Source organism: Fundidesulfovibrio soli, assembly GCF_022808695.1.
GTDB classification, from domain to species: domain Bacteria; phylum Desulfobacterota; class Desulfovibrionia; order Desulfovibrionales; family Desulfovibrionaceae; genus Fundidesulfovibrio; species Fundidesulfovibrio soli.
In genome coordinates this window covers 124,868-148,788 of sequence record NZ_JAKZKW010000006.1, presented here as the reverse complement: position 1 = coordinate 148,788, position 23,921 = coordinate 124,868, and the positions used below count along the sequence as shown (strand labels likewise).

General features: G+C 65.8%; 20 protein-coding genes, 1 tRNA gene and 1 pseudogene. 12 read left to right on the top strand and 10 right to left on the bottom strand.

Translation table 11 applies throughout. The annotated features are described in order from the left end of the window. Both MLE18_RS08340 and MLE18_RS08335 read right to left on the bottom strand, forming a co-directional pair. Positions 1 to 211, bottom strand: a pseudogene (locus MLE18_RS08340) (ethanolamine utilization protein EutJ); the annotation flags it as partial. Between the two features lie 229 nt (positions 212 to 440). Further along, the gene (locus MLE18_RS08335; RefSeq protein WP_243438327.1) at positions 441 to 1,166 is read right to left on the bottom strand and encodes a GntR family transcriptional regulator; all 726 of its coding nucleotides are present in this window, start codon (positions 1,164 to 1,166) and stop codon (positions 441 to 443) included. Positions 1,167 to 1,900: 734 nt separating this feature from the next. Between MLE18_RS08335 and MLE18_RS08330 the strand changes: the two genes are divergently transcribed. The 8 genes from MLE18_RS08330 to MLE18_RS08295 all read left to right on the top strand — a co-directional run bounded on the left by MLE18_RS08330 (position 1,901) and on the right by MLE18_RS08295 (position 10,201). Beyond that, complete coding sequence (locus tag MLE18_RS08330) at positions 1,901 to 3,283, top strand: aminotransferase family protein (protein ID WP_243438326.1); 1,383 nt, start codon at positions 1,901 to 1,903, stop codon at positions 3,281 to 3,283. Positions 3,284 to 3,314: 31 nt separating this feature from the next. Then, a complete protein-coding gene (gene ald / locus MLE18_RS08325; protein ID WP_243438325.1) occupies positions 3,315 to 4,424 on the top strand; it encodes an alanine dehydrogenase in 1,110 nt (369 codons plus the stop codon). A 149-nt stretch (positions 4,425 to 4,573) separates the two neighbouring features. Continuing rightward, positions 4,574 to 5,329, top strand: coding sequence for an ABC transporter ATP-binding protein (locus MLE18_RS08320; RefSeq protein WP_243438324.1), 756 nt, complete (start codon positions 4,574 to 4,576; stop codon positions 5,327 to 5,329). 79 nt (positions 5,330 to 5,408) lie between these two features. After that, positions 5,409 to 6,476: an ABC transporter substrate-binding protein gene (locus tag MLE18_RS08315; protein ID WP_243438323.1), complete on the top strand. Its 1,068-nt coding sequence runs from the start codon at positions 5,409 to 5,411 to the stop codon at positions 6,474 to 6,476. 70 nt (positions 6,477 to 6,546) lie between these two features. Beyond that, on the top strand, positions 6,547 to 7,344 hold the full coding sequence (locus MLE18_RS08310; protein WP_243438322.1) for an ABC transporter permease: 798 nt from the start codon (positions 6,547 to 6,549) through the stop codon (positions 7,342 to 7,344). 3 nt (positions 7,345 to 7,347) lie between these two features. Next, a complete protein-coding gene (locus MLE18_RS08305) occupies positions 7,348 to 8,217 on the top strand; it encodes an ABC transporter permease (protein ID WP_243438321.1) in 870 nt (289 codons plus the stop codon). Positions 8,218 to 8,238: 21 nt separating this feature from the next. After that, positions 8,239 to 9,018, top strand: a complete 780-nt coding sequence (locus tag MLE18_RS08300; protein ID WP_243438320.1) for an ABC transporter ATP-binding protein — start codon at positions 8,239 to 8,241, stop codon at positions 9,016 to 9,018. Positions 9,019 to 9,043: 25 nt separating this feature from the next. After that, a complete protein-coding gene (locus MLE18_RS08295; protein ID WP_243438319.1) occupies positions 9,044 to 10,201 on the top strand; it encodes an iron-containing alcohol dehydrogenase in 1,158 nt (385 codons plus the stop codon). 142 nt (positions 10,202 to 10,343) lie between these two features. Here MLE18_RS08295 and MLE18_RS08290 read toward each other — a convergent pair. The 8 genes from MLE18_RS08290 to MLE18_RS08255 all read right to left on the bottom strand — a co-directional run bounded on the left by MLE18_RS08290 (position 10,344) and on the right by MLE18_RS08255 (position 18,437). After that, a tRNA-Leu gene (locus MLE18_RS08290) sits at positions 10,344 to 10,426 on the bottom strand. A 116-nt stretch (positions 10,427 to 10,542) separates the two neighbouring features. Continuing rightward, on the bottom strand, positions 10,543 to 11,349 hold the full coding sequence (gene thiD, locus MLE18_RS08285) for a bifunctional hydroxymethylpyrimidine kinase/phosphomethylpyrimidine kinase (protein WP_243438318.1): 807 nt from the start codon (positions 11,347 to 11,349) through the stop codon (positions 10,543 to 10,545). Further along, positions 11,346 to 12,398 (bottom strand): lysylphosphatidylglycerol synthase transmembrane domain-containing protein, encoded by a 1,053-nt coding sequence (locus tag MLE18_RS08280; RefSeq protein ID WP_243438317.1) that lies wholly within the window; start codon positions 12,396 to 12,398, stop codon positions 11,346 to 11,348. Before MLE18_RS08280 ends, thiD begins: the two co-directional genes overlap by 4 nt. Before the next feature lie 21 nt (positions 12,399 to 12,419). Beyond that, positions 12,420 to 14,636, bottom strand: coding sequence for an SF1B family DNA helicase RecD2 (gene recD2 / locus MLE18_RS08275; protein ID WP_243438316.1), 2,217 nt, complete (start codon positions 14,634 to 14,636; stop codon positions 12,420 to 12,422). Then, positions 14,636 to 15,244, bottom strand: a complete 609-nt coding sequence (gene recR, locus MLE18_RS08270) for a recombination mediator RecR (RefSeq protein WP_243438315.1) — start codon at positions 15,242 to 15,244, stop codon at positions 14,636 to 14,638. Before recR ends, recD2 begins: the two co-directional genes overlap by 1 nt. A 3-nt stretch (positions 15,245 to 15,247) precedes the next feature. Next, on the bottom strand, positions 15,248 to 15,559 hold the full coding sequence (locus MLE18_RS08265; protein ID WP_243438314.1) for a YbaB/EbfC family nucleoid-associated protein: 312 nt from the start codon (positions 15,557 to 15,559) through the stop codon (positions 15,248 to 15,250). A gap of 22 nt (positions 15,560 to 15,581) precedes the next feature. Continuing rightward, a complete protein-coding gene (gene dnaX / locus MLE18_RS08260; RefSeq protein ID WP_243438313.1) occupies positions 15,582 to 17,468 on the bottom strand; it encodes a DNA polymerase III subunit gamma/tau in 1,887 nt (628 codons plus the stop codon). A gap of 42 nt (positions 17,469 to 17,510) precedes the next feature. Beyond that, positions 17,511 to 18,437 (bottom strand): branched-chain amino acid transaminase, encoded by a 927-nt coding sequence (locus MLE18_RS08255; RefSeq protein WP_243438312.1) that lies wholly within the window; start codon positions 18,435 to 18,437, stop codon positions 17,511 to 17,513. A 247-nt stretch (positions 18,438 to 18,684) separates the two neighbouring features. On the opposite strand from MLE18_RS08255, the gene MLE18_RS08250 reads away from it, so the two are divergent. From MLE18_RS08250 to MLE18_RS08235, 4 genes are all read left to right on the top strand, one after another. Next, entirely contained in the window at positions 18,685 to 19,689 is a 1,005-nt protein-coding gene (locus MLE18_RS08250; protein WP_243438311.1) for a tRNA dihydrouridine synthase, read from the top strand. Continuing rightward, positions 19,670 to 20,521 carry a 4-hydroxy-3-methylbut-2-enyl diphosphate reductase gene (gene ispH / locus MLE18_RS08245; RefSeq protein ID WP_243438310.1) on the top strand — a complete coding sequence of 284 codons (852 nt, stop codon included), beginning with the start codon at positions 19,670 to 19,672 and terminating at the stop codon, positions 20,519 to 20,521. Before MLE18_RS08250 ends, ispH begins: the two co-directional genes overlap by 20 nt. Before the next feature lie 15 nt (positions 20,522 to 20,536). Then, a complete protein-coding gene (locus tag MLE18_RS08240; RefSeq protein ID WP_243438309.1) occupies positions 20,537 to 21,502 on the top strand; it encodes a chemotaxis protein in 966 nt (321 codons plus the stop codon). A 418-nt stretch (positions 21,503 to 21,920) separates the two neighbouring features. After that, complete coding sequence (locus MLE18_RS08235; RefSeq protein WP_243438308.1) at positions 21,921 to 23,732, top strand: methyl-accepting chemotaxis protein; 1,812 nt, start codon at positions 21,921 to 21,923, stop codon at positions 23,730 to 23,732. Positions 23,733 to 23,921: the final 189 nt, after the last annotated feature.

Here is a 23,921-nt window from a genome sequence, read left to right as displayed (position 1 = left end):
AGTCCACCACCACGCCGTCGCGCACCACCTCGGCCCACTCCAGGAACGCGGCCACCGGCTCCCCGGAGGCGTCCAGGACCATGAGCACCACGTCGGCGGTGCCCAGGTCCACGCCCACGCTCAGGGGGCCACTCACCGTAACCGGCTCCTCCCGGTTCAGGATGGCGGCGGCGTCAAGGCGCGCCTGGAGTTGGTCCCAGTCGAGAGTCATGGCTCACACGATCCTGAAGCTGCCCACCAGCGTGCAGCGGCGCAGGCGCACGAAGGTCCGGGCGTTGGTGACGCCCTCGCCGGTGGGGGTGGAGATGGTCATGGAGGTCCAACCCTCGCCGCCAGCGCCCAGAGCAGCTGAGCCAAGCCGAAAACAGAAAGAAGGCTGCCCCCCGCACAGGGGAGCAGCCTTCTCGTCTTTCACGGCGGCCTGAAAGGCATCGACGGGTTCACGACGGGGCGATATCCTCGCAAACGTACTTCCCGATGGAGCATTTGAAGGTGTACTTGTCCCCCCGGTACAAGGCCCTGGAGAACTCCACGGCCTTGCCCTCGTCGCTGAACACCACGCCCTCCACCCACAGGCAGGCGCACTGGTCGTCGATCTTGAGCAGTTTCTTCTCGCTATCGGTGGGGATCACGGCCCCGATCTCGTTGCGGGAATAGTTCAGGCTCATTTTGTATTCCGTGATGATGATCTTGTACAAGATGGAGTCCAGCGGCCGCTCCAGAAGCCCGGAGAAGGCGTCGGCCGGCAGGTAGCACTGCTCCAGGGCCAGCGGGACGTTGCTGGCGAGCATCAGGCGGTACAGGTAGACCACGTCCGTGCCCGGGGCCACGCCGAGCCTTTCGGCAACCAAGGAGTCGGCGGGCATGATCCTGGCCTCCAGGGTTTTGTAGCGCGGGTCCAGCCCGGCCCTGGTGATGTCGTCGTGAAAGGTGGAGATGGTCTCCAGGGAGCGCGTGAGCTGGGGCTTCTTGTCCGAAAGCAGGAAGGTCCCCTTGCCCCGCATCCTGACCAGCATGTGATCGTCTACAAGTTTGTCAATCGCCTGGCGCACGGTCATGCGATGCACGCCGAACCTGGCGGCAAGGTCGTTCTCATTGGGGATTCTGTCCCCGGGGAGCAACGCCTTGTTCGTGATCTGATCCGAAAGCCATTCGTAAATGGCCATGTATTTCAGCTTTGCCGCCAAAGCCACCTCCGTCGAAGATTAGCCTGCCTCTTGCTGCCGCAACCCTTATCCGGCCAGACGTCCATAGCCGAAACCCGTTGGTCTGGTCGAGAGCAAGTTGCCCTGCTCTCTCGCCGCGCCCCGGGCCGGAGACAATAGCGCCCGGCCATCTCGCCAACCGTGTTCCGGCCCATGCTCCGGGCCAGTTTCTGGGCCATTTTCTCGCTATGCGGTGCAATGATTCCAGGCGGTTTCCGCTGCCGGGCACAAGGGAAACCGAACCCGCCAAAGCGGCCATTTTTTACAATTTACGCAATTCACCCTTGACCAACCCCGCCCCCGCCTCTAATGTCTAGACATTGCTGGCGGGAAGACCGGACGCCCAGCACTGCCCCGGAACACCTTGACGCACTCACCGGGCAGGCAGGGCGCACGAACACCCACCCGCCACCGGCGCGCATGGAGCCCACCCGAAACACAGGGCATCCACCGCCTTGAATTGCCCGGCGAGCATGGCGCCCTCGGCGCAACCTCAACCACTTCGGAGGCCCCGCGACCTGCCCTCAAAAAGCCCTTGACAAAAAAATAACAACCGCACATCACTTTGTCTAGACAAAGTGATGGCAGCGAGGCATCCCGGCTCCCGACGGATGGAAGGGACGCCCTGTCAAGACGGTGAAAAGGTCCAATATGGCGGGTGGCGCGCTCACCCGAATACTCCGAGGAGAGACACAATGGACAAGCCCGAAGCGTTGCATTCCCAGGACTATGCCGAAGCCGACCGCAAACATGTGTGGCACCACCTGGTCCAGCACCAGGCCTTCGCCGCCAAGGGCCCCATGATCGTGGTCGAGGGGAACGGCCTGCGCGTCAAGGACGCAAACGGGAAGGAGTATCTGGACGCGACCTCGGGCGGTGTCTGGTGCGTCAACGTGGGTTACGGCCGGGACCGCATCGCCGACGCCGTCTGCGCCCAGATGAAGAAGATGCCCTATTACGCCGCCGTGGCCGGGAACATCCCCTCCATCGAGCTTGCCGAGAAGATCACCGCCTACATGCCCGGGCTCAGCCGCATCTACCTGTCCAACAGCGGGTCCGAGGCCAACGAGAAGGCCTTCAAGATCGTCCGCTCTCTGGCGCACCTTTCGGGGAACGCCTCCAAGAAGAAGATCCTGTTCAGGCACCGCGACTACCACGGCACTACCATCGGCGCCCTGAGCTCCTCGGGCCAGCCCGAGCGCAAGGAGTGGTTCGGCCCCCTCGTACCGGGTTTCGTGGAGTTCCCCCACGCCTGCTGCTACCGCTGCGCCTTCGGCAAGACCTACCCCGGCTGCGACCTGGAATGCGCGAAATCCGTGGAGCGCATCATCGCGCAGGAGGGCCCGGAGACGGTCGGCGCGCTGATCGTCGAGCCCATCACCGCGGGCGGCGGGATCATCCCCCCGGTGCCCGAGTATTACGCCGTGCTCACGGAGATCTGCCGCCGCCACGGTGTGCTGGTCATCATGGACGAGGTGGTCTGCGGCGTTGGCCGCACGGGCACCATGTTCGGCTACCAGCAGTACGACGGGGCGAAGCCGGACATGGTCACCATGGCCAAGGGCGTGGCCAGCGCCTACATGCCGATATCCATCACGGCCACCACCGAAGACATCTTCAAGGCCTTCCTGCACGACCCGGCCGACAAGCTGGCCTATTTCCGGGACATCAGCACCTACGGCGGCTGCGCCGCCGGATGCACCGCGGCCATCGAGAACCTGAAGATCATCGAGGAGGAGAACCTCCTGGAGAACGTGGTGGCCATGGGCGACTACCTGCTGGACGGCCTCAGGGAATTCCTCGGCCACGCCAACGTCGGCGACGTGCGCGGCAAGGGGCTCCTGTGCGGCCTGGAGTTCGTGGAGGACAAGCAGTCCAAGAAGCCGCTGCCCGAAGGCAAGGTCATCCAGATCGTGGGCGAGATGGCCGCGCTGGGCGTCCTGGCGGGCCGGACCAACCGCAGCTTCCCCGGGTTCAACAACATCCTGAACATGGCCCCGGCCTACGTGGTCACCAAGGCGGAGATCGACACGATCCTCCAGGCCCTGCGTCAGGCCATCGGCAAAGTCCTCGGGTGATCGAACCAGGCGGCACCAAGGAGAAACGATGATGAAGGTCGGCATACTCAAAGAGATAAAGATCAAGGAAAACCGCGTCTCCATGACCCCGGCCGGGGTGCAGGCCATGCGCGCCTGCGGCCACCAAGTGCTGGTGGAGCGCGGCGCGGGCGTGGGCGCGGGGTTCTCCGACGACGACTACACAGCCACCGGGGCCGAGCTCGGCAGCTCTGACGAGATCTTCGCCCTGTGCGACATGGTCATGCACGTCAAGGAGCCCCAGCCGTCGGAATACGGCAAGCTGCGCAAGGACCAGATCCTGTTCACCTACCTGCACCTCGCCGCGGACGAAGCCCAGACCAAGGCCCTGATCCAGGCCGGAAACGTGAACATCGCCTATGAGACCATCCAGAAGGAGGACGGCAGCCTGCCGCTGCTCACCCCCATGTCCGAGGTGGCCGGGCGCATGGCCATCCAGCAGGCCGCCAAATCCCTGGAGAGCCCCATGGGCGGCATGGGCAAGCTCATGGGCGGCGTGCCCGGGGTGGAGCCGGCCACGGTGCTGGTCATCGGCGGCGGCGTGGTCGGCATCAACGCGGCCAAGATGGCCTGCGGCCTCGGGGCCAAGGTCTACATGCTGGACATGAACCTGGACCGCCTGCGCTACTTAAGCGACGTGATGCCCGCCAACTGCGTCACCCTGATGAGCGGCAGCTACAACATCCGCAGGCTGCTGCCCGCGGCCGACGTGGTCATCGGCGCGGTGCTCATCCCCGGGGCCAAGGCCCCGCACCTGCTCACCCGGGAGGACCTGAAGCTCATGCGCAAGGGCTCCATCCTGGTGGACGTGGCCATCGACCAGGGCGGCTGCTTCGAGACCTCCCGCCCCACCACGCACACCGACCCCGTGTACGAGGTGGACGGCGTGCAGCACTACTGCGTGGCCAACATCCCCGGCGCGGTGGCCATCACTTCAACCCTGGCCCTGACCAACGCCACCCTGCCCTACGCGCTCAAGATCGCGAACCTGGGCTGGAAGGGGGCCTGCCTGAAGAACAACGACATCCTGAAGGGCCTGAACGTGGTGGAAGGCAAGATCACCTACTCGGCGGTGGCCGAGGCCTTCGGGCTGCCCTACACCCCGGCCAGCCAGGTGCTGTAGCCGGAAGGGCGCGAGGAGTGCGAAGTCGGACGGAACAGACCATGTCCCGGATCGCACCGGGGGGGCCGAGCCAGGCCCGCCCGGCCCGTCCGGATTATCTCCGCGCGGGAGAGGCATGAGCGCCCTGCGGCGAACCAGAGGGAGCCGACGTGAAAGAGCAAGACCAGCGTAAGGCCAAGATCGAGGTGAAACACCTGACCAAGAGGTTCGGCGACCTCCTGGTGCTCGACGACATCTCCTTCGACGTGGCCGAGGGCGAGTTCGTGGCCATCGTCGGCCCCACGGGCTGCGGCAAGACCACCTTCCTGAACGTCCTCTCGCGCCTGGCCCCCATCTCCAGCGGCCGAATCCTCATCGACGGCGAGGACGCCGACCCCAAACGCCACAACATATCCTTCGTTTTTCAGGAACCCACCTGCATGCCCTGGAGCACCGTGCGCGACAACGTCGCCTTCGGCATGGAGATCAAGGGCCTGCCCCAGGGCGAGATCGACCGCCGCCTGGACCGCATCCTGGAGATGGTAGGGCTCACGCAGTGCGCCGATCTCTACCCCAACCAGGTGTCCGCCAGCATGTTGCAGCGCATCGCCGTGTCCCGGGCCTTCGCCGTGGACCCGGATCTGCTGCTCATGGACGAACCCTACGGCCAGCTCGACGTGAAGCTCCGCTTCTACCTGGAGGACGAGCTGGTCAACCTGTGGCGCAACCTCAAGAGCACCGTGGTCTTCATAACCCACAACATCGAAGAGGCGGTGTACGTCGCGGAGCGCATCCTGGTGCTCTCCCCCAAACCGACCACCATCAAGGCGGAGATCAAGGTCGACCTGCCCCGCCCCAGGGATTTCATGGATCCCGAGTTCATACGCATCCGCAAACAAGTGACCGACCTGATTCGTTGGTGGTGAAGCCCGCGCTCCCGGCGGGATGTGAGGCGTGAAGAAAGCAACGGAACGCAACAACGGCCAACCAGAAGGAGATTCGCGTATGTTTCAACTGAAACGCTGGATGTCGGTTCTCGCAACCTGTGTTCTCCTAACATCGCTGTCGCTTCCCGCTCTGGCCCAGGGCGGCCCGAAGGTTCTGAACACCACGTGGCAGGCCGAGCATGAGACCTTCATCCCCTGGTACGCCAAGGAAAAAGGCTGGGACAAGGCCCAGGGATTCGAATTCAAGTTGCACATGTTCGATTCGGGCATGGCCCAGATCGAAGCCCTGCCCGCCAAGCAATGGGTGCTCGGCGCCACCGGCGGCGTGCCCATGATGTTCGGGGCCCTGCGCCAGAACGCCTACCTGCTGGGCATCGGCAACGACGAATCCGTCACCAACGCCGTGCTGGTCCGCCCGGACAGCCCGATCATGAAGACCAAGGGCGCCAACCCCAAGTTCCCGGAGGTCTTCGGGACGGCCGAGTCCGTGAAGGGCAAGACCATCCTGTGCACCACCATCTCCTCGGGCCACTACGCCATGAGCCTCTGGCTCAAGGCCCTGGGCCTCACCGACAAGGATGTGATCATCAAGAACATGGACCCGGCCCAGTGCGTGGCCGCGTTTGAGAAGGGCATCGGCGACGCCGTGGTGCTCTGGGCTCCCCAGATGTACAACGGCCTCAAGAAGGGCTGGAAGGTCGCCTCCGACGTGAAGAAGGCCGGCGGCTTCGTGCCCATCGTGCTCATCGGCGACAAGGAATACTGCGACAAGAACCCCGAGGAAGTCGCCAAGTTCCTCAAGGTCTACTTCCAGGGCATCGACCTCCTGCGCAAGGACGGCACCAAGCTGACCCCCGAATACACCAAGTTCCTCAAGTGGGCCGGCCTGAACATGTCCGAGGAAGAGGCCAAGATGGACCTGGAGCTCCACCCCGTCTTCACCCTGGACGAGCAGATCAAGATGTTCGACTCCTCCAAGGGCGAAAGCCAGGTGCAGGTCTGGCAGAAGGATCTGGTCAAGTTCTTCACCGAGCTTGGCAAGCTCAAGCCCGCCGAGGGTGAGAAGCTGCTCTCCGGCTACTACATCACCGACAAGTTCCTGAAGATGGTCCCCAGCGTAAAGTAGTGCGACGATCCGCCCGGGAGGCCCGCCAGTCGGCCTCCCGGGCATCTCGACGACCGTAAAGGGAGGATGCATGGCCGCCTACCGGGAGATCAAGGTACACACGCCGCTTGCCCTCAAGGTTTTGCCGGTTGTGAGCGTCGTCGGATTCTTCACCGTCTGGGAGTTCGTGGTGCGCTCCGGCATGGTGCCGGAGACCATGCTGGCCGCTCCGAGCACAGTCGTGCAGCTGCTCTACCAGAAGCTGTGGGACGTGGACCCCGACGGCGCCCTGCTGCACGAACACGCCTGGATCAGCATCCAGGAGGCCTTCAGCGGCTACTTCCTCTCCCTGCTGATCGGGATTCCCCTGGGGCTGGCCATGGGCTGGTTCATGACGGCCGAGGGCCTGGCCCGGCCCATCTTCGAGATCATCCGCCCCATCCCCCCGGTGGCCTGGATTCCCCTGACCATCTTCTGGTTCGGCATCGGCCTGCCGGGCAAGATCTTCATCATCTGGATAGGCGGCCTGGTGCCCTGCGTCATCAACGCCTACGTGGGCGTGAAGATGACCAACCCCACGCTGATCCAGATGTCGCGGACGTACGGCGCAAGCGACTGGCAGATTTTCACCCGGCTGTGCATCCCCTCGGCCCTGCCCATGGTCTTCGGGGCCCTCCAGATCGCCCTGGCCTGCTGCTGGACCAACCTCGTTGCCGCGGAGCTCCTGGCCGCCGACGCGGGGCTCGGGTTCATGATCACCATGGGCCGGCGCCTGGCCCTGCCCGAGATGGTGGTGCTTGGCATGATCATGGTGGGCCTCACCGGCGCGGTCATCGGCGTCGCCATCGACATCGTGGAAAGACGGCTTCTGGCCGGCATCAGGAGATGAACCATGACCGCTGAACCGAAAGACAACGGCTGCGTGGCCAACGAGACCGTCTCCGCCTGTGCGGACCGGACGCCCTTGACCATCGGGAAGGTGCTCGGCAACCGCTGGTTCCTGCACGCCGTGTCCCTGGCGACCTTCTTCGTCGCCTGGCACATGCTGGCCAGCAAGGGCGCGGATTCCGGCGGCACCAGCTCGGTGGCCACGCCAATGGCGGTGCTGGCGCAGCTCGTGGAACTCTGGGAAACCGAGCTGGCCGAGATGACCCTGCTCGGCCACATCTGGGCCAGCACGCAACGGGTGCTCGTCGGCTTTTCCATCGCGGCCGTGATCGCCGTGCCCCTGGGGCTGTTCATGGCCCTCAATCGCTACGTCAACGCGGCGGTCAAACCGCTTTTCGACCTGCTCAAGCCCATGCCGCCCATCTCCTGGATTTCCATATCCATCCTGTGGTTCGGCATCGGCGAGCCCTCCAAGGTGTTCATCATCGTGCTCGGCACCTTCGTCCCCTGCCTGCTGAACGCCTACAACGGCGTGCGCCTCGTGGAGCCCGAACTCTACGACGTCATCCGCACCCTGGGCGGCAACCGGCGCGACGAGATCATGGACGTGTGCTTCCCGGCCTCGTTCCCGTCCATCTTCGCCGGGCTTCAGATTTCGCTGTCCATCGCCTGGACCTGCGTCCTGGCCGCCGAGCTGGTCAGCGCGCGCTCGGGGCTCGGCTACATCATCGTCCAGGGCATGAACCTCTCCAAACCCGCCATGGTCCTGGGCGGCATGACCGTGATCGCCATCGCGGCCTGGGGCACCACGCTGCTGGTGAGCGCCCTGGAGAGGAAGCTCTGCCCCTGGAAACGCAAGATCGCGGACTTTTAAACCACAATCGAGGGCCCAGCCGTGGACAGCGCCGCAAGGTCTGCCAAGACCAAGATCGAATTCAAGAATGTGTGCAAGACCTTCATCCAGAAGGGGCGCCAGGAAGTGCCCGTGCTCAGGGACGTGAATATCGAGGTCCTGGAGAACGAATTCCTGGTGATACTGGGACCGGGCCAGTGCGGTAAGAGCACGCTCCTGCGCATCCTGGCCGGGCTCGAGTTCCCCACGTCCGGCTCCGTGAGCATGGACGGCAGGGAAGTGACCGGGCCCGGCGCGGACCGGGGCCTGGTTTTCCAGGGCTACATGCTCTTCCCCTGGAAGACGGTGCTCGGCAATGTGGAGATGGGACCCAAGCTGAAGGGCCTGCCCAAGTGCGAGCAGCGCGACATCGCCAAGCACTACATCGACCTGGTGGGGCTCTCCGGCTTCGAGAACCATTACCCGCATCAGCTGTCGGGCGGCATGAAGCAGCGGGTGGGCATCGCCCGGGCCTACGCCAACAAGCCTGAAGTCATGCTCCTGGACGAGCCCTTCGGCCAGCTCGACGCCCAGACCCGCATCTTCATGGAGCAGGAGACGGAGCGCATCTGGCAGCACGAGAAACGCACCGTCCTGTTCGTGACCAACAACACCGACGAGGCCCTCTTTCTGGGCGACCGCATCGTGACCATGGAGGGCAAGCTGCCCGGCCGCGTGCAGCGGACCTACACCGTCGACCTGCCGAGGCCCAGGGACCTGACCGACCTGCGCTTTCTGGAGATGCGCCGGGAGATCATCGACGCTTCGGAACTCACCCTTTAGACCCGCAACAGCCCGGAGGTTCCACGTGATTCACGCCTTCAACACCGTGCGCAGGATCGTTCATGGTTTCGGCAGCATCAAGAACGTGGGGGATGAAGCCAGGCGCCTGGGCGCGGGCAAGGTGCTGGTGGTCACGGACCCCGGCGTCGCGGCCGCGGGCGTGCTGGACGTGCTGCTGGGGAGCCTGGAGGCCCCGGGGCTCACGACCCACTGCTTCAAGGAGGTCGAGCCCGACCCCAAGATCGAGGTGGTAGAACACTGCCTGGCCGCCGCCAGGGCGGCCGGACCGGACGTGATCATCGGCTTCGGCGGCGGCAGTTCCCTGGATATCGCCAAGGCCACCTCCCTGATGCTGACCAACGAGGGGCCCATCGACAAGTATTTCGGCATGGAGCTGGCACCCAATCCCGGAGTCCCGCTGATCCTCATCCCGACCACTGCCGGAACAGGCAGCGAGATGACCTCCATCGCCGTACTTTCAGACACGAAGAACGACGTGAAAAAGGGCATCGTCAGCGAACACATCTTCGCCAGGACCGTGCTGCTCGACCCCGAGCTGACCATCGGCCTGCCGCCCGCGCTCACGGCCACCACCGGTATGGACGCCCTGGTGCACGCCATCGAATCGTTCACGGGCGTGCGCGCCACGCTGGTGACCGACCTGCTCAACAGGGAATCAATCAGCCTCATCGCGAACAACCTGCGCAAGGCCTACGCCAACGGCGGCAACCGCGCCGCGCGGGAGAACATGCTCATGGCCAGCTGCCTTTCGGGCATGGCCTTCTCCAACACGCAGAACGGGCTCATCCACGCCATCGCCCTGGCCATCGGCGGCAGGTTCCATCTGCCGCACGGGCTGCTCACGGCCTTTATCTGCCCCTGGGTCATGGAGTTCAACCTGCTGGCGACCCCGGCGAAGTTCATCGAGATCGCCAGGTTGTTCGGGGAAAACGTCTCCGGCCTGCCGGAGGTCGAGGCCGCGCGCCTGAGCGTCAAGGCGGTCAAGGCGCTGCTGGACGACCTGCGGATTCCCTACACGCTCAAGAGCCACGGGGTGCCCTTCGAGGCCATACCCGATCTGGCGCGGGCCACCATGGGGGCCGCTCGGCTGATCGGGAACAACCCCAGGACGGTCACGGAACAGCACGTGGTGGAGATACTGCAGGCGAATTACGACAACTGAAACCTAAGCATCCCCGCTCGAGTGCCCCCAAAATCCATGGATTGCAACGGAGCAAACTAGACTTGCCCGGACTATCACTAGCCGGGCTTGTCTGTTATTATCGTGAGTTGCGAACTTGTTCGGACTGTCTTGGAAGGTGATGTGGTGCGAGAGAGGGGACTCGAACCCCTACGGTTGCCCGCCAGATCCTAAATCTGGTGCGTCTACCAATTCCGCCACTCTCGCATGATCGTGCAGGAGGCGCGGCGCCCGCCCTCAAGGCCTGGCAGGCGCGCAGTGGTGCAAATATACCGAAACGGTTTCGATGCCAACAGGTTGGAGGCGATAGCGCGCTCCGTCGTTCAGCCTCCGAAACAACCGGCCATGTGATTCGGAGGCGAGGCGCCCTTGCCCACGGGGAATCCCGTGGCGAGCGCCCTGTTGAGATACTTCTGCGCGGCCCGCACGGCCTCCTCAAGGGGCAGGCCCTTGCCCAGCCCGGCGGTGATGGCCGCCGAGAGCGTGCAGCCCGTGCCGTGGGTGTGGGGCGTATCCACATGCCGCACCGGCAGGGCCAGGGGCTCGCGCCCGGGCAGGCCGAGCCAGTCCGTCAGCTGCCCCCCGCTCTGCTCCATGTGGCCGCCCTTGATGAGCACCGCCCTCGGCCCCATGGAGAGCAGCTTCTCCATGGCCGCGAGCAGGGTGCGCTCGTCCTCGATGGGCAGGCCTGACAGCAGCTCGGCCTCGGGCCGGTTGGGGGTGAGCAGCTCGGCTTGGGGCAGCACATGGCGCACGATGGCCTCCACCGCGTCCTCGCGCAGCAGCCGGTGCCCGCTCTGGGAGACGCACACCGGGTCCACCACGAGGGGAAAATCGCGGCCTTCAAGGCCCTCGGCCACGGCCAGGGCGATCTCCGCGCTGAAGAGCATGCCGGTCTTGGCGGCGCGGAAGGGGATGTCCTCAAGGACGGTGCGCAGTTGCAAGGCCACGAAATCCGCATCGGGGGCGTGAATGCCCGCCACGCCCTGGGTGTTCTGGGCGGTGAGCGCGGTGATGACGCTGGCGCCGTAGCAGCCGTGGGCCATGAAGGTCTTGAGGTCGGCCTGGATGCCGGCCCCGCCGCCGCTGTCCGACCCGGCGATGGTGAGAACGCAGGCGGGGGCGCTCATGCCTGGGCGCTCTCCTCGGCCTCGTCCAGGCCTTCGCCGCTGTGCCGGATGGACTCGAGGGAGAGGCCGCTCCTGGCCAGCACGATCAGCCCGGTAACCGTGGTGGGGATGTACTGCATCATATGGATGAGGAAGCCGATGGCCAGGGCCAGCTCCTTGTCCACCCCGAACAGGCCGAGCCCGAAGATCACCGCGGCCTCGAACACGCCCACAGCGCCCGGGGAGGACGGCATGGCCATGCCCAGGGCGGAGAGTATGAACACGGCCAGGGTCTGGCCCATGGTCAGCTTGAGCCCCGCCACCCACAGCACGGTGAGGAACGTGGGGATGGCGTAGAGCAGCCAGACCAGGGCGGTGTAGAACATGAGCACTATCAGGTAGCGCAGCGTGACGCCGTGCACCAGCTGCAGCTTGACCTCGATGATGAACTCCCGCAGGCGCTCGATGGGGATGACGGCTATGATGCGTTCCGCCAGCGAGGGCCACTTGCGCACCACGAACAGGCAGGCCCAGATGGCGCTCACGCCGATGGCCAGGGGGAAAAAGGCCATCTTGAGCTTGAAATGGAAGGCCACCACCAGGCCCATGGCCAGGATGGCGTTGAGGTCGAAGAAGCGCTCCCAGAAGACCATGCTGATGGTGTGCCCCAGGGAGTAGCCGCACTGGCGGCGCAGGTAGAAGCATTTGGCCAACTCGCCCAGCTTGGCCGGGGCCACGTTGTTCACCGCCATGGACAGCAGGAAGGATTTGAGCCCCACCCAGTTGCCGCAGTTGTACCCGGAGAGGAAGTTCATGCGCAGCGCCATTGCCGCGTACCCCAGGAAGGAGAGCAGCGTGGTCACCACGATGGCGGTGGAGTCGAACTGGACGAAGGCCTGGCGGAGCTTGTCGAAATCCTGGACCTGGACGCTGGCGAGCATGCCGGGCAGGTCGCCCTGGGCGAAGGCGAGCCGGAAGGCCTCGGCGTTCACGTCGCACAGGGCGTAAAGCAGGCAGGCCGCCACGAAAACGAGGCGCAGGACGAAGCTGACGGTTTTCTTTACGATCATCTGCGGTGGCTGTACTGCGCGCTAGCGGTTGAAGGTTTCCTGCAGCCTGTAGCGCAGGTGCGTGAAGCGTTTGGTGGTGCCCACAGCGCCCAGGCCGATGCCCAGGGCCTTCTTCCCGCCCAGGATCACGGCCAGCTTCCTGGCTCGCGTGAGGGCCGTGTAGATGAGGTTGCGCTTGAGCATGACGAAGTGCTGCGTGACGATGGGCACGACCACCACGGGGTATTCGCTGCCCTGTGACTTGTGCACGCTCACGGCGTAAGCCAGGGCGAGCTCGTCCAGGTCGGCGCTTTCGTAGGGCACGGTGCGTCCGTCGAAATCGACGCTGAGCTCGGCGGCGTGGGGGTTCACTTCAACGATCCACCCAAGGTCGCCGTTGAAGACGTCCTTTTCATAGTTGTTCTTCGTCTGCAAGACTCTATCGCCCTGCCGGAACCGATTTTTTCCCCGGACCAGCTCTCTGCCGGAGGGGTTGAGCCGCGCCTGGAGCAGTTCGTTGAGCGCCTGGGTACCCACCTCGCCCTTGTGCATGGGCGAGAGCACCTGGATGTCGCGCCTGGGGTCGAAGCCGTAGGTGCGCGGGATGCGCTCGGCCACCAGATCCACGATTTTCTCCTGCACCTGCTGCGGATCGTCGCTCTCCACCCAGAAGAAGTCCGCCTCAGGGGGCTTCTTCACGGACTGCACAGGGAATTTGCCCTCGTTCACCCGGTGGGCGTTGACCACGATCATGGATTCCAGCGCCTGCCGGTAGATGTGCGTGAGGCGGGCCTGCTCGATGGAGCCGGAATCGAGCATGTCGCCAAGAACATTGCCGGGACCCACGGAGGGCAGCTGGTTTACGTCGCCCACCAGCACCAGGCGGCAGGTCAGCGGCAGGGCGCGCAGTAGGCTCAGAAGCAGCTGCACGTCCAGCATGCTGGCCTCGTCCACCAGCACCACGTCGGCCTTGAGCTTGTGCTCCTCGTTGTGGGCGAAGCCTCCCCCCGGGTTGGAGCCGAGCAGCCTGTGCAGGGTGGAGGCCGGGAACCCCGTGGCCTCGGTCATGCGCTTGGCGGCGCGGCCCGTGGGCGCGCACAGCCGCACCTTGTAGCCCAGCTTGTCCAGCGCGCGCACGATGGCCTTGGTGATGGTGGTCTTGCCCGTGCCCGGGCCGCCCGTAATGATGAAGGTCTTGTTGGTGCAGGCCTGGGTTACGGCCAGATGCTGCTCGCTGGAGAGCCTGATGCCGCACTCCGCCTCCACCGAGGGCATGATCTTGGCCACCTTGTCCGCGGGCATGGGCGCGGGATGGGAGGAGATGGCCCAGAGCCGCTCGGCTATCTCGCGCTCCCAGTTGTAGAAATGGGTCAGGTAGACGGCGTGGTCGATCTCCTGCTGGGGCAGGCTCTCGATGCGCACCTTCTTCTGCAGGTCCAGGTTCTCCAGGGCTTCGGCCAGCAGGTGCAGGCCCACGCCGCCGAGCATGGCGTCCACGCGCTCCAGCAGCTCGTCGCGCGGGTAGAACAGGTGCCCGGCGTCGCTCAGGGTGAACAGCCCGTAGATGATGGCCGCCTCCAGGCGCTGGGGGCAGTCCGGCGCGAAGCCCAGCTTGAGGGCCATGGCGTCGGCGGTCTTGAAGCCGATGCCGTGGATGTCGTAGGCCAGCCCGTAGGGGTGCTCCTTGAGCTTCTGCACCGCCCCGGAGCCGTAATGCTTGAAGATGCGCTGGGCGAAGGTGGTGGGCACGTCGTGGGTCTGCAGGAAGAGCATCAGGCCGCGCACCTCGCGCTGCTCGTTCCAGCTGGCCGTGATCTTCTCCAGCACCTTGGGGGTGATGCCCTTGACCACCAGGAGCTTCTCCGGGGCCTCGTCGAGCACGTCGAGCACCTTGTCCCCGAACTCGGCCAGCATCTTGCCCGCCAGCACCGGCCCCACGCCCTTGATCTGCTTGGATTCCAGGTAGCGTTTGATGCCGGTGAGGGAGGCGGGCATGCGCTGCTCGAAGTACTCCACCGCGAACTGGCGCCCATACTGCGAGTGGGTGGTCCACTGCCCGCGCAGGAAGAGCGTCTCCCCTGGGGAGACCAGGCCCAGGGTGCCCACGATGGTCACCACCCCGGGTTCGCCCTTGGCCTGCACCTTGGCCACCAGATAATTGGTGGTCTCGGAATAGAAGGTGACGGTGTGCACCTCGCAGGTCAGCTCGGCGGGCGGCTTTGGCCGCTCCACCAGGCTCCCCCTGCCCTCGCGCGCCATCAGCCCAGCTCCTGGCGGTGGACCATGGACTGGCGCAGGGTCTCCTTGTCCACGTATTTCACCTCGGCCCCCAGGGGGATGCCCTGGGCCAGGCGCGTCAGGCGCACGCCCGGATACTGGCGCTCCAGCAGGTTCTTGATGTAGCTGGCCGTGGCCTCGGCCTCCAGGGTGGTGCCCAGGGCCAGGATGACCTCGCGCACGTTGCCCTCGCCCAGGCGGGCCTGGAGGCGTTCGATCTCCAGGCTTCCCGGCTCCACGCCGTCCAACGGGGAGATGAGCCCGCCCAGGATCAGGTAGCGGCCCTTGTACAGGCCGGTCTCCTCGAGGGCGAGCAGCGAGTCCCACTCGCTGACCACGCACAGCGACTCCTGGGTGCGGCGCGGGTCGGCGCAGATGGGGCACGGGTCGGACTCGGCCAGCCCCGCGCAGCCCGAGCAGATGAACAGGCTGTCGCGCAGGTCGTGGATGGAGCGGCCCAGTCCCCGGGTGCGCTCCTCGGGCCACTTGAGCAGGGTCAACGCGGCCCTCAGGGCGGACTTGGGCCCAAGGCCCGGCAGCTTGGAGAGTTCGCCCACCAGGTCGGCGAGCGGCTTGGGCAGTCCGGCCATGCGCTAGAAAAGCCCCGGGATGTTCAGGCCGCCGGTGATCCCGGCCATCTCGGACTGCTGCAGCTCGCGGGCCTTCTTGAGCGCGTCGTTGACGGCGGCCAGCACCAGGTCCTGCAGCATCTCCACGTCGGCGGGGTCCACCACGGCCTTGTCGATGGTCACGGAGAGGATCTCCTGGGAGCCGGTGGCCTTCACGGTGACCATGCCGCCCCCGGCGGTGGCCTCGACCTGGCGGTTGGCCAGATCCTGCTGCATCTGCTGCATCTTGCGCTGCATCATCTGCGCCTGGCGCAGCATATCTCCCATGCCTTTCATATCTTCCTCCGGGAAATCAGGTTCACGATTTGTGTTGCACGTCGATGATGTAGGCCCCGAGCGTCTGCTGGGCCTCCTTGAAGAGCGGACTCTGCTCCACCTGGGCGCGCAGCTCCTGCGTGGGCTTGCGCTGGGCGGTGCGCTCCACGTCGAACTCCAGGCCCGTGTCCGGGCCGAAATAGTCGTGCACGAGGCCGCGCAAAACGTTCACGGACTCGGGCTTGCCGGTGATCTGGCCGTACATGAACTCGTTCTTGCACTTCAGGCGGAGCACGTCGCCCCTGTCCCCGGCGTCCAGGGAGCCTCCGGCCAGCTGCCCGAAGGCCACGCGCAGGGGCGGATGGTTCTTGAGCGCGTGCAGGGCGTATTCGTGGAAGGCCTTCCAGGTGCGCGGCCCGCGCGGGCGCTCCTCGGCCCGCTTGGCGGGGGCGATGTCCGGGGCCGTGGCTTGCGCGGCCCGGGGCGGAGGGTCCTGGCTGCCCGGACCGGGCGCGGGCGAAGGCCCCCCGGAAGACGCCTGGGAGGGGCCGGGCGCGGCACCGGCGGGGGCCTGGTTGCCCGGCTGCGGGGCCGGATACTGGGCCGGCTGTTGCGCCGGGTACGGGGCCTGTTGCGGCGCAGGACGCGGTGTCTGCGCCGAATTCGGGGCCTGATTCGGGGCCGAAGCCTGCGGCGGACGCCAACCCTGCTGCCCTGCGCCGTATTGGGGGGGCGCCCCGGGCGTCGCCGGGCGCGGACCGCCTCCGTAGCCGCCCCCCGGGCCGGTGGGGCGCGCGGGTTGGCAGGCCCCGGCGCTCATGGCCTCCAGGGAGAGCAGGCGCGGCACGTAGGCCAGGTTGAGCATCAGAAGCTCCAGGGCCAATGCGGGCTCAAGGCTGGTCATCACCCGGCGCTGGCCTTCAAGGGTCATCTGCCAGCAGGCGTGGATATGCCGGGCCTCGAAGTCCCTGGCCCAGCCGAGCCACTGGCGGCCTTCCTCCTCGGAGAGCTCCAGGGAGCCCAGGGCCTTCTCACCGGCCTGGTTGAGCAGGAACAGGTTGCGCCAGCTGGAGGCCAGCTCGCGCAGGAAGAAGCCGATGTCCAGGCCCCGGTCCAGCACGTTGCGCAGCAGTTCGCTCACGGCCAGGCAGTCCTGCTCCTTGAAGGCCTGCATGAGCGTGAGGAACACGTCCTGCCCGGCCAGGCCCAGGATGTCGCGCACGTCCTGCTCGCGCAGGCTCGCCCCGCCCATGGCCAGCACCTGGGCCAGAAGCGACATGGAGTCGCGCACGCTGCCCGCGCCGCGCCGGGCGATGAGGCTCACCGCCCCCTGCTCGTAGGGGATGTCCTCCCGGGCCAGCAGCCCGACGAGGTGGGCCTCCAGCTCGGGCTGCATCAGGCGCTTGAACACGTAGTGCTGGCAGCGGCTGATGATGGTGGGCAGGATCTTGTGCGGCTCGGTGGTGGCCAGGATGAAAGTCACGCGGCCAGGCGGCTCCTCAAGGGTCTTGAGCAGCGCGTTGAAGGCCGCCTTGGAGAGCATGTGCGCCTCGTCGATGATGAAGACCTTGTAGCGGCTCTGCAGCGGGGCATAGCCGATGTCCTCCTTGAGGCGGCGGGCTTCCTCGACGTTGCCGTGGGTGGCGGCGTCGATCTCGATGACGTCGGGGGAGACCCCGGCCGTGATCTGGCGGCACTGGGAGCACTCGTTGCACGGCTCGGCTGTGGGGGCCGTCACGCAGTTGAGGGCCTTGGCCAGCACGCGGGCCAGGGTGGTCTTGCCCACGCCGCGCGTGCCGGAAAAAAGGTAGGCGGGCGCGATCTTGTCCTCGGCGGAAGCCTTGGACAGGATGCGCTTGATCGCTTCCTGGCCGGCCACGTCGCTGAAGCGCTGCGGCCGGTACTTGGATGTGAGGCTCGGTGCTGACATGGTTCCGCCCGGAGGGCCGTCCGGCCCCCCGATGAACAATCGCTAGACGGTGTAAGCGTGCAGCCAGGAGGCGTACGCGGGGTTTTCGCCCTTGACCATGCGGAAGAACTCCTTCTGCAGGAGTTTGGTCACTTCCCCTGCCCTGCCATGGCCGATGGTGCGCCGGTCGATCTCGCGGATGGGGGTGATCTCCGCCGCGGTGCCCGAGAAGAAGGCCTCGTCCGCGGTGTAGAGCTCGTCGCGGGTGAAGCGCTCCTCGCGCAGGGGGATGCCCAGGTCGCGCGAGAGGGTGATGATGGCGTCGCGGGTGATGCCCGAGAGCACGGAGGTCAGCGGCGGGGTCTTGATGGCTCCGTCCTTGACCATGAAGATGTTCTCGCCCGAGCCTTCGGAGACGTAGCCGTCGGTATCCAGGAGCATGGCCTCGTCGTAGCCGTCGGCCAGGGCCTCGGACTTGGCCAGCACGGAGTTGACGTAGTTGCCGCAGACCTTGGCCTTGGTCATCATCACGTTGACGTGGTGCCTGGCGAAGGAGGACGTCTTGATGCGGATGCCCAGCTCCAGGGCGTCCTCGCCCAGGTACGCGCCCCAGGGCCACACGCAGATGGCGTTGTGGATGGGGTTCTTGCCGGGGCTGACGCCGAAGGACATGCCCGTGCCGATGAACGTGATGGGCCGGATGTAGCCCTCCTCCAGCTTGTTGGCCTTGAGCGTCTCGAGGATGGCCTCCACGATCCGCTCCTGGGTGAAGGGCATGGCGATCTCGACGATCTTGGCGGACTCGAAGAGCCTGCGCACATGCTCCTTGAGGCGGAACACGGCCGAGCCGCCGCCCGCCTGCCTGTAGGCCCGGATGCCCTCGAACACGCCCACGCCGTAATGAAGGGTATGGGTCATCACGTGTACGCGCGCCTCGTCCCAGGGGACGAGCGCGCCGTCGAACCAGATCAGATCGGTTTTGGACGACATGGAGACGGTCCTTCTTTAGATACGTTGCGTTCAAGGCGCGGGGGATACCCGGGCACGAAACGGGCAGGCTAGACAAAAGGCCCTGCCAGGTCAAGATGACCCGGGGAACGCACGCGCCCCTCCGTTCCGCTCCGTCCCGCGACGGGGGCGCAAGCGCACGACGGCCCTGGCCGCGAGGCCGCGCCCTCCATTCTGTGGTTTGCGGCCATTGCCAAGCGGCCTCCCCGTGCGTATTGGACATCAGCCCATGAGCACCACCCCCCCCATCGGCCCAGGCTCTCCCTGGCTGGCCCCCCTTGCAGGATACTCCGACCTCCCCTTCAGGATGCTCTGCCGCGACTACGGCGCGGCCTGCGCCGTCACGGAGATGGTCAGCGCAAAGGGCATGGTCTACCACAGCCCCGGCACCAAGGACCTGCTCGCCACCTGCCCTGAGGATTCGCCTCTGGTGGTGCAGCTCTTCGGCGCGGAGCCGGAGATGTTCGCCCGGGCCTTGGACATGCTCCTTGAGCGCGGCTTCAGGTATTTCGACCTCAACTGCGGCTGCTCCGTGCCCAAGGTGGTCAAGTCCGGCTCGGGCTCGGCCCTGCTGCGCACGCCGGAGCTGCTCTACGCCATCGTGAAGGTCATGGTGGCCAAGGCGGGCCCCGGCGCCGTGAGCGTGAAGCTGCGCACGGGCTGGGCCGCGGGTGACGAGGCAGTGTTCCCCATCGCCCGTGAGCTCGAGAACCTGGGCGCGGCCTGGCTCACGCTGCATCCCCGGCACGCCAGGCAGGGGTATTCCGGCACGGCGGACTGGTCCCAGGTGGCCAGGCTCAAGCGGGAGGCGGGCATCCCCGTGCTGGCCAGCGGCGACCTCTTCAGCGCCGCCGACGCCCGGAACTGCCTGGAGCGGACCGGGGCCGACGGCGTGATGTTCGCGCGCGGGGCCATGTACGACCCAGCCGTGTTCAGCCACTTCCTGAACGAGGCCGCCCACTCCCCCTCGGGGCCCGAGGTGGCCCGCATGATCGAGCGCCACGCCGCCTACATCCGCCGCTTCGGCAGGCCGGAGAAGGCCATCCTGCGCATGCGCTCCATCGTGCCCCGCTACATCCGCAACCTGCTGGGGGCGCGTTCGTTGCGCCAGGAAGTGGGCTCGTGTACGTCGTGGGAGCATCTTTCCGAGATCGTAGAGCGGGTGGCCCTGGCGCAGTGCGCGCCCTGCGAAGGCCACCACCAGGAGGAGCATGATGGAAGTCGTCAGGGCTAAATCTGCCGGATTCTGCATGGGCGTGGGCCTGGCCCTGCGCAAGCTCGACGAACTGCTTGCCGACCAGTCCCTCGCGGCTCCCATCTGCACCTTCGGCCCCCTCATCCACAACCCCCAGGTGCTCAAGGAATACGAAGAGCTGGGCGTGGCCTGCTCCGAGAACCCCGAGGAGATCGAGGCAGGGTCCATCGTGCTCATCCGCGCCCACGGCGTGCCCCGGCTGGTGTACGAGCGCCTGGCCGCAAGCGGCCTCAAGGTGGCCGACGCCACCTGCCCCAAGGTGATGAAGGCCCAGCGCCTGATCGCCAAGGAGGCCGCCAAGGGCGGCATCCTGCTGCTCTACGGCGAGGAGGACCACCCCGAGGTGCGCGGCCTCCTGAGCCACGCGGCCAACGGGGCCATTGTCTTCGGGAGCCTGGAGGAGTTGCCGGAGGACGCGCTCGACCCCCGGGAATCCTATTTCCTCGCGGCCCAGACCACCCAGGACGACGCCGGGTTCGAGCGCATCCGCGAACGGCTTCTCGACCTGCTCGGGCGCGAGATTCCGGTGCTGCGCACCATTTGCGACGCGACGCAGATGCGGCAGGAAGAAGTCATCGCCCTGGCCGGCTCGGTGGACATGATCGTGGTGGTGGGCGGCCGCAACAGCGGCAATACCCGCCGCCTGGCCAAGGTCGCCCAGGACCGGGGAGTGCCCTGCGTGCATGTTGAGACGGCCGACGAACTGCCGCTGGAAAAGATGCGCGGCCTCTCCCGCATTGGCTTGACAGCGGGAGCCTCAACCCCCAAAAAGATCATCGACGCGGTGGAAACCGCATTGCTGAAGTTGTAACACCGGAGGGACCTGATGGCCCAGACCAACATTCTGCTCGAATCCGGCACCAACGAGCTCGAAATCGTCGAGTTCTACCTCGACGAGAAGGTGCCGGTGGGCGATCCCTCCGGACTCTCCACGTACAAGGGGTACTACGGCGTCAACGTGGCCAAGGTGCTGGAGATCATCCGCCTGCCCAGAGTCACCGAACTGCCCGAAGTGGCCCACCCTTCCGTTCTGGGTGCGTTCAACCTGCGTAACCACATCATCCCGCTTGTTGACCTTTCCGTCTGGCTGGCCAAACAACGCGAGGACACTGAATCCCCCAAGGTCATCGTCACGGAGTTCAACAAGGTCACCACCGCCTTCCTGGTCACTGGCGTCACACGCATCCACCGGCTCAGCTGGGAAGCGGTGGAGCCGCCCAACAATTACGTCTCCACCCTGAGCGGCGACTCCATCACTGGAGTGGTCAAACTCGAGGACCGCATCGTCTTCCTGCTGGACCTCGAAAAGATCGTGGCCGACCTGAACCCCTCCCTTGGCCTCAAGCTGGACACCACCGTGGACTGGCGCGCCAGCAAGCGATACCGGGCCCTTATCGCGGACGACTCCGCCCTGGTGCGCGAGATGCTGCGCGACCTGATGGAAAAGGCCAACTTCGACGTGGAGGTGGTGAACACCGGGCTCCAGGCCTGGGAGCGCCTGCTGCAAATCAAGCAGCTGGCCGAGGAAAACAACACCGACGTGACGGACTACGTTCAGGTGGTTGTCTCCGACATCGAGATGCCCACAATGGACGGGCACAACCTCACCAAGCGCATCAAATCCGACAACGCCCTGGGCAAGCTGCCCGTGCTGCTGTTCTCCTCCCTCATCACGGACAAGCTGCGCCACAAGGGCGACGCCGTGGGTGCGGACGACCAGATATCCAAGCCCGAGGTGAGCCAGCTGGCCCTGCGCGCCAAGACCATCATCGAACAACGCCTCGGGGCTTGATCCGGGCCGCCGAACCTATTGTAAACAATGACGCCCGGAGGCTTTCGCCCCCGGGCGTTTCGTTTTCGTCCCCGAGTTGCTCCCGCTTGGGGTGTTTTCGTTTTCTGCTATACCTTTCCTTTCCTTCCATGGCCTTCCCCGGAGGGGGCTGGCGCTTCCTCACCGCCGGGAGTTCCTCCCGCCGGATGACGATGGCCTCATTGCCTTTCATAGCGACCTCCTCGAGCTCTGTCCGCATCTGCGATAGTCATCCCCGGCCAGCCTGTCCATAGGCTAATCTCTGCCCTTGTCGATCCAGCCGATCTAGGGCATCATTTCTGCACATTTGCGCCGCACCTTCGCCTCCTTCATCCTGTCTCCGAAATGCTGTCGTTACGTTCGTGAGTACACCGAACCTATTATTTCAGGGGCTGACCGCATGAAAAACACATCCCTTTTCGTTAAGCTGGGCGGCATCGCCGTCATCACCTCGCTGCTGACAGCCGCGGTGGGCATGAGCGGCTGGCTGGCGCTTGACGACGCAAACAAGTCCCTCGGGGGCTTCGCCGCCAACACGTTCCCCTCGGTGAACGCGCTCTTCGAGTGCAAGGACGGCGTCGTCTCCGCCAGGCGTATCGAGCAGAGCCTGCTGATCCCCGAGTTGTCCACCAAGGATGAAATCGCCAGCCGGACGGTCCTGTTCGAAGCCGAATGGAAGCGCGTCCACGAAGGCCTGAATGCCTACGACGCCCTGGAAAAGAATGAAGAGGAAAAACGTATCTGGACCGAGGCCAAGGCAGGCATGGCCGAGATGGAAAAAATCCAGCGCGAGGTCCTGGGCCTGGTCAAGGAAGGCAAACGCACCCTGGCCATGGGCAAGTCCGCCTCCAAGGGTCGCGAGGCATTCCGGCCCGTTGCCGCCAAGCTGGACACGCTCGTCAAGCACAACAGCGAGGAGGCTCGCGCCACCGTCGCCGCCTCCGTGGCGGAGGGCAAGTCCGCGCAACGCGTGCTGACCATTACGGCCATGTGCTGCGCCGCGCTCTCCATCCTGCTCTCGCTGCTCGCGGCCAGGGCCATATCCGGCGGACTCAAGCGCGTGGTGGGCTTCGCCGGAGCCGTGGCTGGCGGCCGCCTGGACGAACGCCTGGACATCGACCAGAGGGACGAAATCGGGCAGCTGGCCCAGAGCCTGCGCACCATGGTCGCCAGCCTGAAGGAGATGATCGCCCACGCCAACGAACAGTCCGAGCAGGCCCGCCTGCGCACCATCGAGGCCGAGCAGGCCACCAGGGAGGCCGACGCCGCCAGGGCCCAGGCCGAACAGGCCAAGGCGGAAGGCATGCTGCAGGCGGCCCGGCGCATCGAGGGCGTGGTGGCGGTGGTCACCTCGGCTTCCGGCAAGCTCTCGGAGCAGATCGAGCAGTCCTCCCGCGGCACCGAGGTGCAGTCTCAGCGCATCGGCGAGACCGCCGCCGCCGTTTCTCAGATGAATACGACCGTTCTGGACGTGGCCCGCAACGCGGGAAGCGCGGCGGAGATGTCGGGCAAGGCCCGCTCCCAGGCGGAAGACGGCGCGGACATCGTGGGCAAGGTGATCTCCGGCATCGGCGAGGTGCACAAGCAGGCCCTTTCCCTGAAAACCGAAATGACGGACCTGGGCAGGCAGGCCCAGGGCATCGGACAGATACTGGGCGTCATCTCCGACATAGCCGACCAGACCAATCTGCTGGCTCTCAACGCGGCCATCGAGGCGGCGAGAGCCGGGGAAGCCGGACGCGGCTTCGCCGTGGTCGCCGACGAGGTGCGCAAGCTGGCCGAAAAGACCATGACCGCCACCAAGGAAGTGGGCGACGCAATCCGCGCCATCCAGGCCAGCACGCGCCACAGCATCGAGAGCGTGGACAGCGCCGTGGACAGGATCGGCGAGGCGACGGAAATGGCCGGGCAGTCCGGCGAGGCCCTCAAGCGCATCGTGGAGCTGGCGGAGATCACCAGCGACCAGGTGGCGTCCATCGCCACCGCCTCGGAGGAGCAGTCCGCCGCCAGCGAGGAGATCGCCCGCTCCATCGACGATGTCAGCCGCGTCTCCAACGATACGGCGGTGTCGATGCAGCAATCGGCCGCCGCGGTTCAGGAACTGGCCAACCAGGCCCAGGAGCTCAGGAACCTCGTGCGGGAATTGCAGAACGCCCCTGCGGGGGGCCAGGCGGCCCTGCCGGGCGCGCGCGCGGCGCTGGCGTTGAACTGAGCAGCCCCGGTAACGACCGGGGGAACCGGGGCGGCGGCGTGCAGACACCCCGACACGGAGTAACCCAATGCGGCGTGGTGACGTCCAGTCCTTTAGGGTACCCAGATAAGAGGCAGCACCACAGGCACACGGCCTCGTAGGCCAGGACCGAACGGAACTTTTTTCGACAGCCATGGATCAGCAAAATAC

Excerpts from the sequence above, each read along its gene's own strand:
- MLE18_RS08335 (WP_243438327.1), bottom strand. The coding sequence starts at position 1,166 with ATGGCCATTTACGAATGGCTTTCGGATCAGATCACGAACAAGGCGTTG.
- MLE18_RS08330 (WP_243438326.1), top strand. The coding sequence starts at position 1,901 with ATGGACAAGCCCGAAGCGTTGCATTCCCAGGACTATGCCGAAGCCGAC.
- ald (WP_243438325.1), top strand. The coding sequence starts at position 3,315 with ATGAAGGTCGGCATACTCAAAGAGATAAAGATCAAGGAAAACCGCGTC.
- MLE18_RS08315 (WP_243438323.1), top strand. The coding sequence starts at position 5,409 with ATGTTTCAACTGAAACGCTGGATGTCGGTTCTCGCAACCTGTGTTCTC.
- MLE18_RS08310 (WP_243438322.1), top strand. The coding sequence starts at position 6,547 with ATGGCCGCCTACCGGGAGATCAAGGTACACACGCCGCTTGCCCTCAAG.
- MLE18_RS08305 (WP_243438321.1), top strand. The coding sequence starts at position 7,348 with ATGACCGCTGAACCGAAAGACAACGGCTGCGTGGCCAACGAGACCGTC.
- thiD (WP_243438318.1), bottom strand. The coding sequence starts at position 11,349 with ATGAGCGCCCCCGCCTGCGTTCTCACCATCGCCGGGTCGGACAGCGGC.
- MLE18_RS08280 (WP_243438317.1), bottom strand. The coding sequence starts at position 12,398 with ATGATCGTAAAGAAAACCGTCAGCTTCGTCCTGCGCCTCGTTTTCGTG.
- recD2 (WP_243438316.1), bottom strand. The coding sequence starts at position 14,636 with ATGGCGCGCGAGGGCAGGGGGAGCCTGGTGGAGCGGCCAAAGCCGCCC.
- recR (WP_243438315.1), bottom strand. The coding sequence starts at position 15,244 with ATGGCCGGACTGCCCAAGCCGCTCGCCGACCTGGTGGGCGAACTCTCC.
- MLE18_RS08265 (WP_243438314.1), bottom strand. The coding sequence starts at position 15,559 with ATGAAAGGCATGGGAGATATGCTGCGCCAGGCGCAGATGATGCAGCGC.
- dnaX (WP_243438313.1), bottom strand. The coding sequence starts at position 17,468 with ATGTCAGCACCGAGCCTCACATCCAAGTACCGGCCGCAGCGCTTCAGC.
- MLE18_RS08255 (WP_243438312.1), bottom strand. The coding sequence starts at position 18,437 with ATGTCGTCCAAAACCGATCTGATCTGGTTCGACGGCGCGCTCGTCCCC.
- MLE18_RS08250 (WP_243438311.1), top strand. The coding sequence starts at position 18,685 with ATGAGCACCACCCCCCCCATCGGCCCAGGCTCTCCCTGGCTGGCCCCC.
- ispH (WP_243438310.1), top strand. The coding sequence starts at position 19,670 with ATGGAAGTCGTCAGGGCTAAATCTGCCGGATTCTGCATGGGCGTGGGC.
- MLE18_RS08240 (WP_243438309.1), top strand. The coding sequence starts at position 20,537 with ATGGCCCAGACCAACATTCTGCTCGAATCCGGCACCAACGAGCTCGAA.
- MLE18_RS08235 (WP_243438308.1), top strand. The coding sequence starts at position 21,921 with ATGAAAAACACATCCCTTTTCGTTAAGCTGGGCGGCATCGCCGTCATC.